Here is an 18394-nt window from a genome sequence, read left to right as displayed (position 1 = left end):
GACGTGGTATTTGTATGACGAGTGATGACTAACTTGCCTGTTGCAACAGCGGTAGATTACTGACCAGCAAATCACTCATATCGCGCCGGTTCAGCGGATGGTAGAAATAATATCCCTGAAAGAAATCACAGCCGACCTGTTTCAGGAAGCTTTCCTGATCTTCGTTTTCAACACCTTCCGCGACTGTTTTACAGGACAAAATCTCTGCCAGTGAAATGATCGCTTTGATGATCATTTCACTCTTGGCGTTGTAGCCGATCTGGGCGACAAATGAGCGATCAATTTTGACCGTATGTGCAGGGAAATGACTGAGCTTGGACAATGAGGAATAACCCGTGCCGAAATCATCAATCGCAATACTGAAGCCACGCTTTTTGAGTGCATTCAAATGCTGAATCGATATGGCCTCGTTCGCGATCAGGCCGGTTTCTGTGATTTCCAACTCCAGATAACGGGTTTCGATCCGGTAGTGCTGGCAACGCTCTTCAATCAGTTCAATCAGATCGGTACGGGCAAGATCAATCACTGACAGATTCAGCGCGACCACCGGGCTCTCGCCATGCGTATCCAGCCATAAGCGGATTTGTGCGCACACCGCGTCGAGGATAAAATCACTGATATGGTGTATCAGACCCGAATGTTCGGCCACCGGAATAAACTCTGCCGGAGAGACTCTGCCCAGACTCGCTGAATCCCAGCGCAACAGCGCCTCAACACCTGCGAGCTTGCCTTGATGGCAGATCTTGGGCTGATACATCAAATGAAATTCGTTGTGTTTGAGGCCGCTGATAATACCGACCTCAATTTCAATATTCCGCCGGATTTCCTGGGCTTCAGCGTCATCAAACAAGCTGGTGCTCTGGTCACTCGATTTCCGGGCTGCATCTAGTGCCATCTCACTGCGGCGGATAAGGTCGTCCGGCTCGCTTTCGCCGTTGCGCAGCAGAGCAATTCCGGCAGAGAACTGCACCTGCAGCATTTCGCCATTAATCTCGATTTCCTTCGGCATTTTTTCGCGGATCTGCTCAACGAACAGCACCACATCACCCGGCGTCTGAAAGCGTTCGAGTACAAACGAAAATACGATGCTCCGCAGCCGTGTGCAAAAACTGTTTTCCGGCAGAACAGCACCTAGTTCGTCCGCAAAGCGCCGCAATAAGGTATCGCCGGCAGGTGCGCCAAATTGCTGGTTGGCGTGACGTATACTATTGAGCCGGAACGATACCAGTGCCGTCACATGAATCCCGTCCTGATTCGCCAGCACAGAAGTCAGATGCTGGCGCAACATGTCCCGGTTAGGAAGATTGGTCAGCAAATCATGACTACTCAGGTAATCTTCACGTTCAATACTGAGTTGCAATGCATTATGCATTGCGTAAAAAGACGAAACATCGCTCAGTGCAACAATAAATTCGCCGGTTGAAGTCTGCGAAATATTGTTCATCACAACCATTTTCCCGTCGCGAGTCTGGTACGCGGACAGGCGCAGTTCATCTGTATCCTGACCGTATTTGTCTTGCAGGCGAACACTATTCTCCATCAACAACCAACTGAACAGATCGCGAGATTGCTCGCCGTGCGAGTGCCTGCCAAGCAAGGTGTTTGCCTGATTGTTCGCTTGTAATATTTGTCCGGCAGGATCTGTCAGGATCAACGCGGTTCCCGCATTTTCGAAAATTTCCTGATATTGCGCATGACTTAACTTCAGCGCCTTGCTGGCGCGGGTGAACTGGGTCAGCGTCGAATCAAGCTCATGCAACACCCGGAACACGGCGAGAGGCAGGCAAAAATTGAAAAACAGAAAAATTAATGCATGTACATCAGTCTGAACACTGGACAGAGAAACCTGCAGATCGGGCCAGCCGTATTGATCAGGCCGGGAAATCAGAAATAAAAACGGGAAAATATTAAAAAACATCAGCCACAAAGCCAGCCTCAGTCCCAGAAATAATCTGGCAATTAAGGGCGCTGCATAGACCAGAATATAACCGAGCGCGGCGATCTGATGATCCTGAATCAGAGTGACAACCGCCAGGGTGACGCCGTAAATATTCAGAATCAGCAAACCTGCACTAGCTCTGACGGAACGGGTGGAATAATAAATGGCAACTGACTTGATCACATACGACAGACCGACCACCCAAATAACTTTGTAGTTACCGCTGGCGAAAGCGGACGCGGAGGTGTGTACGGCTATCCAGATTTCGAGTAAAAAGCCTGAAACCAGGATGATGCGTAATGCGCTCAGTTTCCAGGCGGCGTTTTCAGCGGGCGTGAGAGCATTCTCATTTGGGAACAGCCAGCGAAACATCATCGTCAACAATCTGGAAAGTAAGGATAAATCAAGAAAAATGAAAATAAATTTTCAAGCGCAAAGAGTGATTTTCTCATAATCCAAACTTACTCAACAGCAACTGTTACAATTATTTCACAAAAGAAACACATTGACCTTGCTATCACCTTGCGCTTTCCACTTATTTGACATTAGACGACTGGTCTATTAGAATCCATTCCATGCAAAAATATGAAGAACGTCCACATACTTATCAAGATACCCGCGAGCGCATTCTGGCGACTGGCGAGCAATTGATACTGGGTCGGGGTTTCAGCGCTTTGGGATTAAGTGAAATTCTGGCAGCGGCAGCCGTACCGAAAGGCTCGTTCTATCATTATTTTCAATCGAAAGAAGGTTTTGGCGTTGCGATGCTGGAACGCTACTTCACCGACTATCAGCAGCGGCTGACATCGCAGTTCTCTGATCAGAGTCATTCAGCACGTGAGCGCTTGCTGATGTATTTCGCCAGTTGGCAAGAAACCGCAGAAAATGGCGGATGTCACAAGTTTTGTCTGGCGGTCAAGCTGGCAGCCGAGGTTTCCGATTTGTCAGAGCCTATGCGTGCCGTGCTGTCGGTCGGTATGCGTGGCATCTGCACGCAAATTGCGGAAACGATACGGCTGGCGCAGGCAGAAGGCAGCGTCTCTGCTACACTCAATGCAGAGGAGTCTGCCACATCCTTGTACAGCATGTGGGTAGGGGCTTCGTTACTGGCGAAAGTGCATCACGAGTTACAACCGCTGACACAGGCATTGAAGCAAACTGAACTTCTGCTACCAGCGACAAGGTAATGCAGACATTAGTATTAGAACTTACGCAAAACTGCCCCAGGGCGTTATGGCTCATGGCTGCACTATTCGTACTGCCTTCGTTGCCGTGCCTTGCTGGGGCAAATTGAGTAAGTCCTGATTATTAGATTCTTAACGTGGGCATTTGCCCATTTTTTTGAAGCAACAACTAGACGACCGGTCTAATCTTAAAAGGAAATCGTATGCTGGAAAAATTGCTCTCCCCCTTGCAGGCTGGTAGCGCCTTACTGAAAAATCGCGTCGTCATGGCGCCACTGACACGCTCACGTGCCGGCCAACCCGGTGACGTGCCACGCGCACTGAACGTCGAATACTATGCGCAGCGCGCCAGTGCCGGACTGATCGTCACCGAAGCGAGCCAGATCTCACGTCAGGGTCAGGGCTATGCATGGACACCGGGAATTTATACCGATGCGCAGGAAGCCGGTTGGAAAAATGTCGTCGATGCAGTACATGCGAAGAATGGAAAAATTTCCCTGCAACTGTGGCATGTTGGCCGCATCTCGCATAATCTGCTGCAGGAAAACGGCGCAGCGCCAGTATCAGCGTCAGCACTGCAAGCCGCCAACAGCCAGTGTTTCGTTGTCCAGCCGGATGGCACTCCTGCGAATGTACCGACAGCAGAACCACGCGCATTGAGCACCGAAGAAATTCCCGGCATCGTCGATCAGTATCGTCAAGCCAGCATACGCGCCAAACGCGCGGGCTTTGACCTGGTCGAAGTGCATGCGGCAAACGGCTATTTGCTGCAACAGTTCATGTCCACCAATAGCAATCTGCGTACCGATGCTTACGGCGGCAGCCTGGAAAACCGCGCTCGCCTGACACTGGAAGCAGTCGATGCGGCCATCGCTGAAATGGGTGCGGATCGTGTCGGTGTGCGTATCTCACCAAATTTTGTGGCACATGGGATTGCTGATACCGAAGCGGAAGCAATGGCACTGTATTTAGCAAAAGCATTTACCGCCCGTGGTATTGCTTATCTGCATATTGCGGAACCAGACTGGGCCGGTGGCGCCGAACTGACACAAAGCTTCCGCGAAGAATTACGCGCGGCTTTCCCGGGAACGCTGATTTGCTGCGGTGGCTACAGCGCAGCGGAAGCCAATGCGCTGATCAGCAGCGGTCTCGCAGATGCGGTGGCATTTGGCCGCCCTTATATTGCGAACCCGGATCTGGTTGAGCGTTTTGCAGCCGGCGCAGAATTGAATACACCAGACCGCAGCACATTCTACGGTGGCGAAGAAAAAGGTTATACCGATTATCCGACTTTGTAATATTGCTGTACCAGATCAGTTGCCGTCGTATCCGGATGGTGACCGAGGGTTCCGGTGACTCATCAAAAAAGGCAGACCGTCGTCTGCCTTTTTTTCTGCCTTTTTTTTTGTCTCTTTACTCTGCTTTTTATATCAGATGCTTAAGATATCAAGCCATTCTTCACGCAGGTAAGATCAGTGTCACTTGCAGGCCGCCTTCCTGACGATTGCTAAGCAAAATACGTCCACCGTGCGCCTCGATAATCTCTCTGGCAAGCGCCAGCCCAAGTCCGGTACCGTGTCGTTTTGTCGAATAAAAAGGTACTAGTGCATTCGCCATCACGGTATCGCTCATCCCGCTACCATTATCGGTTACGTCCAGACGCCAGCCATCATGAATTGCCCGCACTTGCAAGCTGACGCCATCCTCACTGGCACCGGATTCATGCGCATTTTTGAGTAAATTCAGTAAGGCCTGTTCCATTTGCGCACGATCCATCCGCGCCTCTTTCTGCAACACCGTATCATGTTCCGCCACCGCGAGTTGAAACGGTATCTGCGCTTGTAAAGCGGTCAGCAAATCGTGCCAGCTTACTGTGGTGTAAAGAGGAGCAGGCAATTTGGCAAAACGTGCATAACCGTGAATAAAACTTTCAAGATGACGACTGCGATCCGCGATTGTTTCCAGAATTTGCGGCAAACGTGTGGCATCTCCACGTTTGAGCAGTTCCTGACCGGAATGCGCCAGCGAAGTTAGAGGTGCCAGTGAATTATTCAGCTCGTGGCTGATGACACGTATCACCTTCTTCCAGGTCTGCACTTCCTGCCTGCGCAGCTCGGTCGTCAGATGCCGCAATAAAAATAGGGTGTGCAATTTCCCGTTCAGGCTGAAACTGCGCCGCGCCAGATGATAAACCTCGTCACCGTCATCCTCCTCAGGCTGGCTCTGCGCCGTCGCGACACCGATGTCAGCAACAGCGGCTTGCCTTTGGCTGCCAGCAGCAACAGTGAACAATCCATCGCCCCCTTTTTCTATCGCTTCCTTTACTGCCGGTGACAGACCTTGCAAAATGTCCTGCAAGCTGAAACCTTCGAGTTGACGCCCATGATGCAGAAGTTGACGGGCCGCGATATTCGCGAACACGATGGTTTTATTATCGGCGACCAGCAACATTGCGACCGGCGTGTTTTGCACCATGGTATCGAGCAAGAGCTCGCGCTGTACCAGATTCAGTCGCTGTTCACGCAACGTATTGCCGAGTGCATTGTGCACCTCAGCCAGTTCGGCCAGCTCATCCTTGTCTGGCCAGTGCAGACTGAAAGAATAATCCCCATCCTGATAACCAATGACGGTGCCATTCACGGCGCGGAATAAGGCCAGCATGGGTGCCAGTTGGCGATACATCAGCCATGCACTCAGCAATAGCATCATCAACGTGAATGCCACCAACGCCCACGCACGATAAGCGCCCGGCAAGCGCATCAGCCACACACTGCCGAGCACACCGCCCAAGATAAGCGCCCCTGCCAGCAGGCAGAATCGCCATAGCAAAGAAATGCGCCTGCTTGCCGGCACGCTCATTCCTGACCCGGTCTGGCAATGCCAAACCTGTCCATGCGCCGGTACAGTGATTGGCGGCTCAGGCCCAATGCCGATGCGGCCTGCGCGATAACGCCATGCGCCCGCAGCAAGGCGGACTCGACTGCTGCTTTATCCGGTTCCGCATCGCTGCTCAGACGCAAAGCCGTTGCTGCAGGCAACCCAAGATCGCCGATACCGATCTGCTCACCGCGCGCGAGTAACTGTGCCCTGTGCATCAGGTTTTTTAATTCACGGACATTGCCCGGCCAGGTATGCGCCAGCAATGCGGCTTTGGCGTTTGCATCCAGTTGTTTGTCCTTATCCAGAAACGCCTGCGCCAGCGGCAAAATATCTTCAGGGCGATCTGCCAGCGCTGGCAAATTCAGTTGTATGACATTCAGCCGATAATACAAATCTTCGCGGAACTGCCCAACCCGTATCATGGCTGGAAGATCGGCATTGGTCGCGCTGATGATCCGCACTTTCACCTGTTTTTCGCGGTTTGATCCCAGTCGCTGAAAACGCCCGGTTTCCAGCACGCGTAGCAGCTTCACCTGCCCGGCCAATGGCAGATTGCCGATTTCATCCAAAAATAAGGTGCCGCCATCGGCCGCTTCAAATTTACCTTCGCGCGATTTTCCGGCACCAGTATAGGCACCAGCTTCAGCGCCGAATAATTCAGCCTCGATCAGCTCGGCCGGAATCGCGCCGCAATTGAGGACGATGAAAGGTCCCTCTTTTACGCTGGAATTTTTTTGTACAATTTCTGCGATACGTTCTTTGCCCGCGCCATTCGGCCCGGTGATCAGGACTGACGCATCCGAACGCGCAACCTGACACGCAATTTCCAACACTTTTTCAGTCGCGCTATCTTGCCACACCAGGCCACACAGATTAAATTGTGCTTCCAGTGCTTGCTTACGCTGGCGTTCGCGCTGCAGGCGACGTTGCAAGGCGCGGTTGGCCTGCCCTAATTCGATCAGGTTACGTACCACAGTAAGCAGACGCTGGTCGTTCCAGGGTTTTCCCATGTAATCTGCCGCCCCGGCTTTGATCAAACCGACGGCAGCGTCCAGATGTGTCCATGCGGTCAGTAAGATCACCGGCATATCAGGACAACGCTGGCGAATCTGACGAAATAATTCCATGCCCTCTTCACCAGAAGTCGTATCCGCACTGAAATTCATATCCTGTATCACCAGATCAATCGCCTGCTGCGATAACAACGTCAGCCCGATGTCCGGTGTAGTCGCGGTCACACTCTCAATATCATGCAGCGACAACAGCACTTCGAGTGCGAGAGCAACAGCGGGATTATCGTCAATGATTAAGACTTTAGGCATGTCCGTATTAATTTCTCATTCTTGTTCACAGGGCTGCAAACCAATTAATTCAAGGCTGTTGGCGCTCAGGCGCAAAAGCAACGTCGGTATTGGCCAGAGACAGGGTGCCTGCATTATCAGATAAACAGACACCCTGCGGCAAACCATTTCATCAGACGCTGCGGGTCGCAGTTGCCGGAGCAATTCTGGCCGCCCGCCAAGCAGGTGCCAGCGCGGCCGCCATACCCAGCAAACAGAACAACAACGGCGACCACAGCAAATAAGACAGCGGCAATTTGCGCATATCAAACTGCGTCACGAGCAATTGATTCAAGCCCAGCGCGAGCACGCATCCCAGCACGATACCCAGCGTAGAAATCAACAGATTTTCAGTCAGAAAATGCATCAGAATATGCAATCGTGTCGCCCCTAACGCGCGGCGTATGCCGACTTGCTTGGTACGTTGTGTCACCCACAGGCTACACATGCCGACGATGCCGCTGGCCGTAATCATGATCAGCAATCCGCACACCGTCAGCAACATCCAGGACAAGCCTTTGTCATTACGGTAGCGATCTTCCCGGATACTTGTCTGCGCCTGCATCCGGATGTTTAAAGGCTCAGGAGAAGCCGCGCGCAAGGCTTTTTCCACGTCTTGCATCACCTGCTCGCGCTTACCGGCTGCGGCACGCAGGGTGTATCCGGAATAAGCATCATTCGTCATCCGTGCAGGCTGCATTACTGACATCTCGCCACGCACTCCATCCTGCGCACCGGCGCTCTGTAAAGTATCGACGACACCAACAATGCGTACCGACTCCGCACCATCCCCGGTGCCAAAGTAAAACTCGCGTCCGCCATAACTGCTGGCATCGGGAAACAAAGCACGCGCCATGGCTTTGCTAACGATCGCAACGTCAGGACTATTCCGCGCCGTGCTCTGATCTATTTCCAGAAACTCCTCTGGCGTAAAATCGCGGCCCTCAAGCAATTGCAGCTCCCAGACCTTTACCAGTGAACCGGCAGAAATATAAATCGCAGCGTTGCCGGTTGGCGATATTTGTTTGCGATCTGCAGCAATGCTTCGGTTCCAGCCAGACTGCGACATCGGTATCGAATTCACGCGCGCCAGACTCACCAGACCCGGCACCGATTTCATCACCTGCTCTTGTCTCTTTTGTGCAGTAAGCTGCTCTTCATGCCCGCCGGATTTTTGATTTTTTACAAACAGGCTGAACACCTGCTCCTCGTGTCCGATGCCACTGGAACGCTCCGAGCTGCTGAGTCGCTGATTCACCAGATAGACGGCGTTCGACAATATCGCCAGGCTCAGGGCAATTTGCAAAGCCACCAGCAAAGGCCCCGTTTTATTTTTCAACATCGCCAGTAACACCGGCTTAAAAGGAAATAGCTGTGTCATACATCCTCACTGTGATTTCAACTGTATAGCAGGTGTAATCTGGCAGGCGCGCCAGGTTGGCAATAAGCCGGCCAACAATGCTGCGACAACCGACATGACAACGGTCAGCAACAGCATTTCCCAATCCATGCGGGCAACCGCTTTCAGATAACCCGCCTGCAAACTGATCAGCTTCAGAAACAATACCGACAGCAAGATGCCGCTGAACGCGCCGACCATACCGACAACGCCAGTTTCAACCAAGGCTTGAAAAAATATCTGCCGACGCGAAGCACCCAGTGCGCGGCGCACACCGATTTCTGCCGCCCGCCCGGAAAATTTTGCCAGCAGCAAACCTATCGTATTCACCATACAAAGCATCAGAAATCCCAACGCCAGCCAGACCGACATTTTTTCGTCATTTCCTACAATCTTCAGTTCCTGCAACCAGCCATGTACATCAAACAAAAGATTAGGAGCGCGCCGCTGAAAACGTCCCATTTTTTGCTGCTCGCTCACGTATGCATCCAGATACGACGCTAACTGTGCGCGTTCTGAAGCGCGGTTCATCTCAACCCAGAAAGTCAGCCAGGTACATTCGGAATCAAGCAGCGCCTGCCAGCCGGGGCCGCTTCGCTCTGTGCAGCTCATTCCACCGGAATGCGGTGTCTGATTGCGTATCGCGCTTTCAAATGGAACGATAAAACTCTCTTCACTCATGAACGCGCCGCCACGTCCATTGAAGCGATAAAACCGCGGTAGCGGGCGCCAGGTGTCCATCACCCCGGCGATCAGATAACTGCGTCCCCACATCGTTGCCATGCGACCTACCGGATTTTCTTTACCAAACATTTTTTCTGATGTTTTGCGGCTCAGAACAACCACATCAGCACCATTTTTGTCATCCGCCACTGACCAGCGTTCGCCATACAACATCGGCACCTGCATCATAGGGAAAAAGTCGCGTGACGCAGCCATGCCCTCCACCTCTATCACCCCAAGGTCTTTACGCGGCATTTCTATCAGTGCAGAAATGCCATACAAGCCGGTACGGTGCTTTCCTATCGCGCTATTGAGTAAGGCATGCACATCGCGGTAACTCATCTGCTCGTCGATATAGCGGTCACCAGGCTTATAGTCATTAGCCGAGCCATTATCCAAAATAGGAATAAAAAGTTTCGTACTCTTTTCAGGGATAGGATCTGCGGACATCATGTGCAGTATCGTCAGTGTGGACACACTTGCGGCCACGCCGACCGATAAAATCAATATCATCAGTCCCGTCAGCCATGGATTTCTGCGCAGGCTGCGAAAGCCCAGCCATGAATAGTAAGAAAACATAAGCGCTCCCGTTCAGGCGTAATGAGCTGTCGTCGTCGCCAGCGATGGTGTCTGACGCACCAGATCCGATACTTGTCCGTCGATGATGTGCACGTTGCGCTGTGCGCGGATCGCCAGTTCAGGATCATGTGTCACCATTAAAATCGTCGTACCTCGTGCATTGATTTCTTCCAGCAATTCCATGACGCTGCGCGCCATCTGGGTATCGAGATTCCCGGTCGGTTCATCCGCCAGCAACAACTTGGGCGAGCCTGCCAGCGCGCGCGCAATCGCGACCCGCTGTTGTTGTCCGCCAGATAGTTCTGCAGGATAATGTTTCATGCGTGCGGCCAACCCAACCTGAGCCAGCGCATCTTCAATCCGCTCCTTGCGTTCTTTCGCAGGCAAGCCACGATAACGCAGTGGAACGTCAACGTTATCAAACAGATTCAGATCTGGGATCAGATTAAATCCCTGAAAAATAAAACCCAGCTTTTCATTGCGCAAACGCGTGCGGGCGTTATCGTCCAGTCCTTTGACATTCACGCCATCAAGAAAATAATCACCATCAGTCAGTTCTTCAAGCAAACCGGCGATATTCAGAAACGTGGTTTTACCTGAACCAGAAGGGCCGGTTACCGTCACGAATTCACCTTCTCTGACGTGAATTTCAAATCGCCGCAATGCATGGGTTTCGATTAAATGCGTGCGATAGACTTTATTTAAATTCTGCATTCTTAACATCACAAACTCCTATTGATTGATGGTGATCCGTTCGTTTTTTTCAAACAGTTCAGTCCCAGAGATAATGATTTTGTCTCCGGCTTTTAAGCCACTTCTGATTTCAACCGCATGTAAACTTGTTGCACCAAGGACGATAGGTGTCCGCACAGCAATGCCGTCGCGCAGAAGGTAAGCGACATGCCCGCCATCGCTTTCAACAAAGGGGCCGCGCTGCACCAGCAAAACATCCGGCTTTTCTTCGATCAGCATACGCGCTGAGACACGCTGGCTCTGCCGCAATCCAGCGGGCACCTTGCCGTCAAAGCGCACCCGCGCCAGCACTTGATTTCTGACGACTTCAGGCGACATCGCTGACAAAATACCGCGTGCCTTGACGCCATTGATTTCCAGATCAACAGCCATTCCCAATCCCAGCTCTGCGACATAACTTTCCGGAATTTCCAGCTCGACTTCCAGTTGCGATAAATCGACCAGTGTCATCAGTGCCGTGTTCGGTGCAACCACCGTACGGTTCGCCACTGCCAGCGTGCCAACGACGCCATCCACTGGGGCACGCAAACGCAATTCATCCACCCGCCTTTGCAAATTATCTTTGAGCAGACGTTGTTGCTGCAGTTGCGCCAACTTCGATTTCAACCCCAGATCAACATCTTCGCTTTCCAGCGAACTGGCCTGTAAAGCATGACGGGCACGTATTTCGGCGCTTTTCAAGGCATCCTGAACACGTAAGAATTCGTTTTTCTGCACCACGCCGCTGACGCCAGCTTTTTCTATGCGTTGATATGCGCGTTCGGCTGATACACGTTCAATTTCAGCTTGCTCGGCGTCACGGACTGCCAGCATTTTTTGCTTGCGCGCCAGAATCTGTTGTCTGGCAATTTCCGCTTCCAATTGCTCAAGCAAGGCTTGTTCACGCTTCAACTCTGACACCAGATCGGGTGAGTCCAGCTCTGCGACGACATCGCCTTTCTTTACTTTATCTCCGGCTTTCACCAAAAAACTGACGGTGCTGGCGGTACTGGAATACAGGCTGGGGCTGTTGGCAGCAACCAGCCTGCCATTCACTGCCGCATCCCGCACCAGCGTTCCTTTGGCAACCGTCGCCATACTCAGTCTGGACATTGATACAGACTGGCTGCTTCCCATCCACAGCAATAATGCATAAACAGCGGCAATGATCAGCAATAGCGCGGCAAGAATGCGCCAGAGCCATCTGGACTGCCGCCAGAACGGTAAGGCAGCAATCGGCGTATCTTGTTGTGATGTGTCGCGTATAGACATAGTCGGTATATTTTTGAAGAGTGAAACGTGAACAAACAACGGATTGACAACGGATGAACAACGTTAAGACGAATGTGAATATCAAGGAAATGACGTGCATCTCCTCAGCGAGGAATCAGCTTATTGTCTTGCTGAAGATTTCACGGTCTATCGGGTGGCTGTTGTCGGCCGTTTGCAGTAGCGGCAAGTGCCTGCATGAAGCGGAAATATAATGAGTGTCCGGGAAGTGTCCGGCGACTGTCCATTGTTTGTCCGGCAGCGGCAGCGCGGACAGTGTCTTCACCCAATCCAGCAGACCGAATGACCAGAGCCCGCTGGTGCGGTAATCCAGGGTCAGTCCGGCCCACGGCTGTATACGAATTTGAAATTGAATTTGAAATTGAAAGTGATCCAACGACAGCTCGGCTTGCACACCACAAACACGGCAAACGTCTGCGGCATGCAGACTGGTGATCTCTTTAAATTCGACGCGGCGGATACTCTCTCGCTGATCGGGGCTCAGCAATACCAGCGACAACAATAACAAAGCGATCGCACACACCAACTCTGTCGATCTCTGGCACAACCAGAGCCAGCGTTGCGGCCTGACATTTGTTTTCGCTGTGTCTCTCATGATCACCTTCCTCCTCTGTGTTGCCAGAGGTATTGCAGAAAGCGTGCCACAATATAGAAAACTTTAAGCCCTTGATTTTATTCAGATTTAATTCAACGGACCTGAATAAAAGTGATAGTCCGGACAATAAAATAAAGTGACCGGACACCTCGCGGACGTTCAGGCTGCTTATGTACCTGAAGTTTTATGGCAATGACTGGAATGACCCAAAGCCTTGATAATCGGGCACTGAGCCTGCTTCGGCGCCGACGCACAGGCATCAATCAGTTGCGCCAGCATCGTTTCCATTTTTTGCAAATCCGCCAGCTTGGCGCGCACCTGATCAAGGCGCTCACTGGCAATATCCCGTATCGCTGGTTTATCGTTACTGTCTTCCAGCATCAGCAAATGCGAAATTTCCTCCAGCGAAAACCCCAGTTCCTGCGCCCGTTTGATGAAGCGGATGCGCTCGGCATCCGCCACAGGATAGGTGCGAAATCCAGAGCTCACATCGGGTACTGCCAGCAAGCCCCGGCGCTGGTAGTAGCGTATAGTCTCGACGCCCACGCTGGCGGCTTTGGCCAATTGTCCTATGGTGTATTGATCTGAAGCAGACATAAATAAAAAGTCCTTGACTCTGTTCTCAGGTACGGAGTCTATGATACAGCGGATAGTCGATTAAGGAGAATAGTCATGACCGACAAACATCAACATAGCGGCAATTGCTGCGGACAATCTGCATCAACGCCTGCGTCGTCACCGTCGTCAGCACCAGCGCCGGAAGAAAAAAAATATACCGATCCCGTATGTGGCATGCAGGTGGCGAAGAATACTGAAAAAACGGCGCGCTTCCAGGGCGTCGCCTATTATTTCTGCAGCCAGTCATGCGTGAGCAAATTCACGGCAGCACCTGAAAATTATGTCAAAGCCAAACGCGTCATCGGTATGGGCAGCGTTCCGGCAGCATCTGCTGCTTCTACATCTGCGCCTGTAACTACTGCAAATGTTGCGGCGGCGTCAGACCCGGTGGTACGTGAAGTCAGCCGTGTTAAACCAACGACTGGCAATTCCTGTTGCGGCGGCAGTCATGTTGCAACAAATAGTATGCAACACGACCCGCAAGGCGCGCATAAAGATCCGGTCTGCGGGATGACGGTCAATGAAAATAGCCCGCATCAGTTCGTGCACGCTGGTCAAACCTATTATTTCTGCTGCGACTCGTGCAAACAGAAGTTCAGTAAAAATCCGCAAACATATTTAAATCCGGAGCAGGCACCTGCGGCAAAACCGGTTGCCAAAGATGCGATTTACATCTGTCCGATGGACCCGGAAATTGAGCAAATCGGCCCTGGTATCTGCCCTATCTGCGGTATGGCACTGGAGCCGAAAGAAGCCATTATCGAGGAAGATAACAGCGAACTTCTCGATATGAGCAGGCGCTTGAAAATCAGCATTGCTCTCAGTCTGCCCTTGTTACTGCTGACGATGGGCGACATGCTGCCCGGTATTTCTTTCCATGATTTACTGGGCATGCGTATCTTCGACTGGCTGCAGTTTGCATTGGCAACACCTGTTGTCGTATGGCTGGGGCGGCCATTTTTTGAACGGGCGATCGCCTCCTTCAAAAGCGGCAATCTGAATATGTTCAGCCTGATCGGCGTCGGCACTGCGGCGGCGTATCTGTTCAGCCTGTTTGCGCTGCTGTTTCCGCAGGCCTTGCCAGATGCATTCAAGATGGATGGCATGGCACCACTGTATTTTGAAGCCGCCGCCGTCATTATCTGTCTCGTTATTCTGGGCCAGGTGCTGGAGTTACGCGCTCGCTCGCAAACAAATCAGGCCATCAAATCTTTGCTGGCACTGACTCCGGCAACAGCCATACGCATTGCCGGCGACGGCAACGAAACTGAAATCCCACTCGACAAAGTTCAGGTCGGCGATCTGCTGCGCGTCAAACCCGGCGCCCACATTCCGGTCGACGGGCTGCTGGTCGACGGACATTCGCATGTTGATGAGTCGATGATTACCGGCGAACCGATTCCGGTTGGCAAACAGGCCGGAGATAAACTCAGCGCCGGGACCATCAATCAACAAGGCAGCTTCAGCCTGCGGGCCGAAAAAATCGGCAGAGATACGCTGATCGCGAAGATCATCGATATGGTGAATCAGGCTGGCCGTTCGCGCGCACCGATACAAAAACTCGCCGATAAAGTGGCCGGTTGGTTTGTGCCTGCAGTCATCGCGGCGGCGATACTGGCGTTTATATTATGGGCCGTCTTCGGCCCCGCCCCGGCACTGGCGAATGGCTTGATGGCAGCCGTATCCGTGCTGATCATTGCCTGCCCTTGCGCACTCGGTCTGGCAACGCCGATTTCGGTCACCGTCGGTATCGGGCGTGGCGCGGTCGAAGGCATATTGATCAAAGATGCCGAAGCACTTGAACGTCTGGAAAAAATCGACACGCTCGTCATTGATAAAACCGGCACCCTCACCGAAGGCAAACCAACGCTGCAGGAATTCATCGTGGCAGATGGTGAAAATGAAGATGAATTATCAGCAATCGCGCTGGCGACAGAACAGCAAAGTGAACATCCTCTGGCGCAGGCAGTGGTGGATTTTATCCGCAAAAAAAATATTACCGCAGCCAGCATCAGCGACTTTAAAGCCATCAGCGGCAAGGGTGTGCAGGCAACGTTCAACGGACAGCAGATATTGCTCGGCAAACCTGCGCTAATGGAAGAAAACCATGTCAGCTTGCAGGAATTCAGCCCTCGTATACTTGAGTTGCAGCAGCGTGGTCACACGGTCATGGTGATGGCAGTCAACGCCAAAGCAGCTGCGCTGATCAGCGTGGCCGATAGCATCAAAGCCAGCAGCCTGCAAGCCGTGCAGCAGTTACAGCAACAAGGAATCCGCGTGATTGTACTGACTGGCGACAACGCACAAACAGCACAGGCGGTTGCAACCCAATTGGGATTAAACGAGGTACATGCGGATGTGCTGCCGGAAGACAAATTCCGTTTCATTCAGCAATTGCAGCAACAGGGATGCATGGTTGCGATGGCAGGTGATGGCATCAACGATGCGCCAGCACTGGCACAGGCGAATGTCGGCATTGCTATGGGTACCGGCACCGATGTCGCCATGCACAGTGCACATGTGGTGCTGGTCAAAGGGGATCTGCGCGGCATTGCCAAGGCCCGCACGCTGAGCAGGAATGTCATGCGCAATATTCGTCAGAATCTGTTTTTTGCGTTTGCCTATAATTTCATCGGCGTGCCAGTTGCTGCTGGCGTGCTATTCCCCTGGTTCGGTATCCTGTTAAGCCCGATGATTGCCAGCGCAGCGATGAGCCTCAGTTCGGTCTCGGTCATCAGCAATGCCCTGCGGCTGCGTTATACCCGCCTCTAAATCAAGCATAATTCACAGTAATTCACTGCCGTTCAGGCATCATCAATCAGGAACAGGAAGTGCACAATGCACTTCCTGTTTTGCTATTTGCAGCAAGATCAGCAACCCTCATCAGGACGCAAGTCCTTGTCACATCAACGTCATCTGCCGCTGCTAGCATCACTCTCCGACACTCACACTCCCTGGACATCTGTCGGTACCGTTATCGTTTCTGACCGTAGCAGGAAAACCTGCCAACGACATCCATCAGCTAGCCGGGCGATCGCCGCAATGTATCGAATACTTCACTAACCTTTGCTGACCCATGATGAAAAAAACTCCCCTGTCAGTGCTTTTACTCAGCGCTTTGTACGCCCACAGCAGCTATGCCCAAACTGCCACCACCACACCGATTGAGCATGTGATTGTATTGGTGGGTGAAAACCGGACGTTTGACAATCTGTACGGCGTGTATCAGCCAAAAAAGAAACAGACCATCTCTAACCTGTGGTCTAAAGGCATCGTCAAAGCTGATGGTTCGCCAGGGCCGAACTACCATCTGGCAGCGCAAAAGACAGCGGAAAATTTTACGACCTATACCCCGACGCCAACTGTCAAAACCCCTTATGCCAGCCTGCCCCAGCCGTATGCTGCCGGTGCTTTCGGCCAGCGTCATGACGTACCGGATGCGCGTTTTCCGGCAGACATGCCTAATGGCCCCTATCAGATTACCAAGCACGTCAGCTACGGTGCACATACCGGCGATCCGGTGCACCGTTTTTTCCAGATGTGGCAACAGATTAACGGCGGTAATAATGACCTGTTTGTCTGGGTTGCTGAAATGACGGGTGTTGGTCCAAGCAACGCCCCCATTCCTTTCGCCCCTGGTCGCACCTATCAGGGTGGTATTGCGATGGGCTTTTACAATATGTCCACCGGCGATGCGCCGACCTTCAAAAAACTGGCCGACAACTACGCGATTGCCGATAACTATCACCAGCCTGTCATGGGCGGCACCACCGTTAACTATCTGGCGCTGGCAACAGGTGACGTGACCTTCTATACGGATCAGGGCAAGCCTGGGGTGCCTCCTGCGAAGATGATAGAGAACCCTGATCCACAGCCGAATACCAATAACTGGTACACCGAAGACGGCTACCGTGGCGGCACCTATATTCAATGCGCCGATCTGGCGCAGCCTGGCGCTGCCGGTATTCAAGCCTTTCTGAAAAAACTGCCGTATCAGGCATTCAATCAGGGCAATTGCGCGCCGGACACCTACTACATGGTCAACAATATGGACCCGGCCTACTCGCCACTGGGTGAACCGCTGGCACTGGGTGCGGATAAATTTTTGCTGCCGCCACAAACGATTCCTCACATCGGCGATGCGCTGACTGCTGCCGGTATTTCATGGAAATGGTACAGCGGCGGTCGTAATGACGGTAAGAATGTGGACAAAGAGTATTGCGCCATGTGCGATACACCGTCGTTCTTCACGTCAACCATGACCGGGCCGGATAAAAACAAATTACAAGATATGCATCAGTTTTATGTCGATGTAAAAAAAGAGGAGAAATCCTTCCCTGCTGTCTCCTACATCGCGCCTTACGACAGCCTGTCCGGTCATCCCGGCTATGCCTCGGAATCCAGTTTTGATGAGCTGGCTGCCGATGTGATCGCCCGCGTCAAAGCCAATCCGGAACTATGGAAAAAAACCGCGATCCTGATCACCTTCGATGAAGGCGGTGGCTATTACGATTCCGGCTATGTGCAACTGATTGATTTCTTCGGCGACGGCACACGTATCCCGCTGGTTGCAGTGTCACCATATGCGAAAAAAGGGCATGTCGATCATACTTATTACGATCACGCATCGATACTGAAATTCATACAGCGCAACTGGAAGCTGGCACCACTGTCGAAACGCAGCCGCGACAATTTGCCAAATCCGGTGACCGATAAGAAGAATCCGTATGTACCGCTGAACCGCCCTGCACTGGGTGACCTGATGGGCATGTTTGATTTCAAACAGAAACCGTAAGCGCAGGCACAACCGTCATCATCCGCGTAAAAAAACAGGTATGCAGCGATTGCTGTTTGCCTGTTTTTTTTATTGTCTTTCAAATGATGGGCTTTCAAAAAAATAGCCTCAGATATTACGTTCAAGACTGGATAACAGGTCGTAAATATGTCCTCGTGATGACCTTATTAATGATGTTGTTGCTGAAATGTAGCGAGTATTTCTTCCAGTTTAAATTCACTTTCCTGTCATATTGGCTGACTACACTTTGCCGCGTTGACGTCCGGAAACTTCTGCTTTTCAACGCATTAAAAGCACATTGCTTCCGCGCTTCTTCAGAT

At 52.0% G+C, this 18394-nt stretch carries 13 protein-coding genes; 4 read left to right on the top strand and 9 right to left on the bottom strand.

Annotation, left to right across the window (positions count from 1 at the left end):
- Positions 1-28: 28 nt before the first annotated feature.
- Entirely contained in the window at positions 29-2314 is a 2286-nt protein-coding gene (locus tag H8K26_RS09875; protein WP_190479203.1) for a putative bifunctional diguanylate cyclase/phosphodiesterase, read from the bottom strand.
- A 200-nt stretch (positions 2315-2514) separates the two neighbouring features.
- On the opposite strand from H8K26_RS09875, the gene H8K26_RS09870 reads away from it, so the two are divergent.
- Complete coding sequence (locus H8K26_RS09870) at positions 2515-3126, top strand: TetR/AcrR family transcriptional regulator (protein ID WP_190479201.1); 612 nt, start codon at positions 2515-2517, stop codon at positions 3124-3126.
- Positions 3127-3326: 200 nt separating this feature from the next.
- The gene (locus H8K26_RS09865; protein ID WP_190479199.1) at positions 3327-4421 is read left to right on the top strand and encodes an alkene reductase; all 1095 of its coding nucleotides are present in this window, start codon (positions 3327-3329) and stop codon (positions 4419-4421) included.
- Positions 4422-4581: 160 nt separating this feature from the next.
- On the opposite strand, the gene H8K26_RS09860 is transcribed toward H8K26_RS09865, so the two are convergent.
- The 8 genes from H8K26_RS09860 to H8K26_RS09825 form a co-directional block, all read right to left on the bottom strand.
- A complete protein-coding gene (locus tag H8K26_RS09860; RefSeq protein ID WP_223826949.1) occupies positions 4582-5952 on the bottom strand; it encodes a sensor histidine kinase in 1371 nt (456 codons plus the stop codon).
- A gap of 26 nt (positions 5953-5978) precedes the next feature.
- Complete coding sequence (locus tag H8K26_RS09855; protein ID WP_223826948.1) at positions 5979-7325, bottom strand: sigma-54-dependent transcriptional regulator; 1347 nt, start codon at positions 7323-7325, stop codon at positions 5979-5981.
- A gap of 151 nt (positions 7326-7476) precedes the next feature.
- The gene (locus tag H8K26_RS09850; protein ID WP_190479196.1) at positions 7477-8724 is read right to left on the bottom strand and encodes an ABC transporter permease; all 1248 of its coding nucleotides are present in this window, start codon (positions 8722-8724) and stop codon (positions 7477-7479) included.
- Between the two features lie 6 nt (positions 8725-8730).
- Entirely contained in the window at positions 8731-10044 is a 1314-nt protein-coding gene (locus H8K26_RS09845) for an ABC transporter permease (RefSeq protein ID WP_190479194.1), read from the bottom strand.
- Between the two features lie 12 nt (positions 10045-10056).
- Positions 10057-10767: an ABC transporter ATP-binding protein gene (locus H8K26_RS09840; RefSeq protein WP_190479192.1), complete on the bottom strand. Its 711-nt coding sequence runs from the start codon at positions 10765-10767 to the stop codon at positions 10057-10059.
- Between the two features lie 9 nt (positions 10768-10776).
- Positions 10777-12048 carry an efflux RND transporter periplasmic adaptor subunit gene (locus tag H8K26_RS09835; protein WP_190479191.1) on the bottom strand — a complete coding sequence of 424 codons (1272 nt, stop codon included), beginning with the start codon at positions 12046-12048 and terminating at the stop codon, positions 10777-10779.
- Positions 12049-12163: 115 nt separating this feature from the next.
- The gene (locus H8K26_RS09830; RefSeq protein WP_190479188.1) at positions 12164-12661 is read right to left on the bottom strand and encodes a hypothetical protein; all 498 of its coding nucleotides are present in this window, start codon (positions 12659-12661) and stop codon (positions 12164-12166) included.
- Between the two features lie 168 nt (positions 12662-12829).
- Positions 12830-13258 (bottom strand): MerR family transcriptional regulator, encoded by a 429-nt coding sequence (locus tag H8K26_RS09825; protein ID WP_190479186.1) that lies wholly within the window; start codon positions 13256-13258, stop codon positions 12830-12832.
- Positions 13259-13333: 75 nt separating this feature from the next.
- Here H8K26_RS09825 and H8K26_RS09820 point away from each other — a divergent pair, with 75 nt between their 5' ends.
- Positions 13334-16051, top strand: a complete 2718-nt coding sequence (locus H8K26_RS09820) for a heavy metal translocating P-type ATPase (protein ID WP_190479184.1) — start codon at positions 13334-13336, stop codon at positions 16049-16051.
- Between the two features lie 304 nt (positions 16052-16355).
- The gene (locus H8K26_RS09815) at positions 16356-18074 is read left to right on the top strand and encodes an alkaline phosphatase family protein (protein ID WP_223826947.1); all 1719 of its coding nucleotides are present in this window, start codon (positions 16356-16358) and stop codon (positions 18072-18074) included.
- Positions 18075-18394 lie beyond the last annotated feature (320 nt).

The organism is Cognatundibacterium aquatile (genome assembly GCF_014699135.1).
Taxonomy (GTDB): Bacteria; Pseudomonadota; Gammaproteobacteria; order Burkholderiales; family Burkholderiaceae_D; genus Undibacterium; species Undibacterium aquatile.
The sequence above is the reverse complement of the archived record's forward strand: the minus strand, read 5'-3'. Positions and strand labels throughout refer to the sequence as shown.

Excerpts from the sequence above, each read along its gene's own strand:
- H8K26_RS09875 (WP_190479203.1), bottom strand. The coding sequence starts at position 2,314 with ATGATGTTTCGCTGGCTGTTCCCAAATGAGAATGCTCTCACGCCCGCT.
- H8K26_RS09870 (WP_190479201.1), top strand. The coding sequence starts at position 2,515 with ATGCAAAAATATGAAGAACGTCCACATACTTATCAAGATACCCGCGAG.
- H8K26_RS09865 (WP_190479199.1), top strand. The coding sequence starts at position 3,327 with ATGCTGGAAAAATTGCTCTCCCCCTTGCAGGCTGGTAGCGCCTTACTG.
- H8K26_RS09855 (WP_223826948.1), bottom strand. The coding sequence starts at position 7,325 with ATGCCTAAAGTCTTAATCATTGACGATAATCCCGCTGTTGCTCTCGCA.
- H8K26_RS09850 (WP_190479196.1), bottom strand. The coding sequence starts at position 8,724 with ATGACACAGCTATTTCCTTTTAAGCCGGTGTTACTGGCGATGTTGAAA.
- H8K26_RS09845 (WP_190479194.1), bottom strand. The coding sequence starts at position 10,044 with ATGTTTTCTTACTATTCATGGCTGGGCTTTCGCAGCCTGCGCAGAAAT.
- H8K26_RS09840 (WP_190479192.1), bottom strand. The coding sequence starts at position 10,767 with ATGTTAAGAATGCAGAATTTAAATAAAGTCTATCGCACGCATTTAATC.
- H8K26_RS09835 (WP_190479191.1), bottom strand. The coding sequence starts at position 12,048 with ATGTCTATACGCGACACATCACAACAAGATACGCCGATTGCTGCCTTA.
- H8K26_RS09830 (WP_190479188.1), bottom strand. The coding sequence starts at position 12,661 with ATGAGAGACACAGCGAAAACAAATGTCAGGCCGCAACGCTGGCTCTGG.
- H8K26_RS09825 (WP_190479186.1), bottom strand. The coding sequence starts at position 13,258 with ATGTCTGCTTCAGATCAATACACCATAGGACAATTGGCCAAAGCCGCC.
- H8K26_RS09820 (WP_190479184.1), top strand. The coding sequence starts at position 13,334 with ATGACCGACAAACATCAACATAGCGGCAATTGCTGCGGACAATCTGCA.
- H8K26_RS09815 (WP_223826947.1), top strand. The coding sequence starts at position 16,356 with ATGATGAAAAAAACTCCCCTGTCAGTGCTTTTACTCAGCGCTTTGTAC.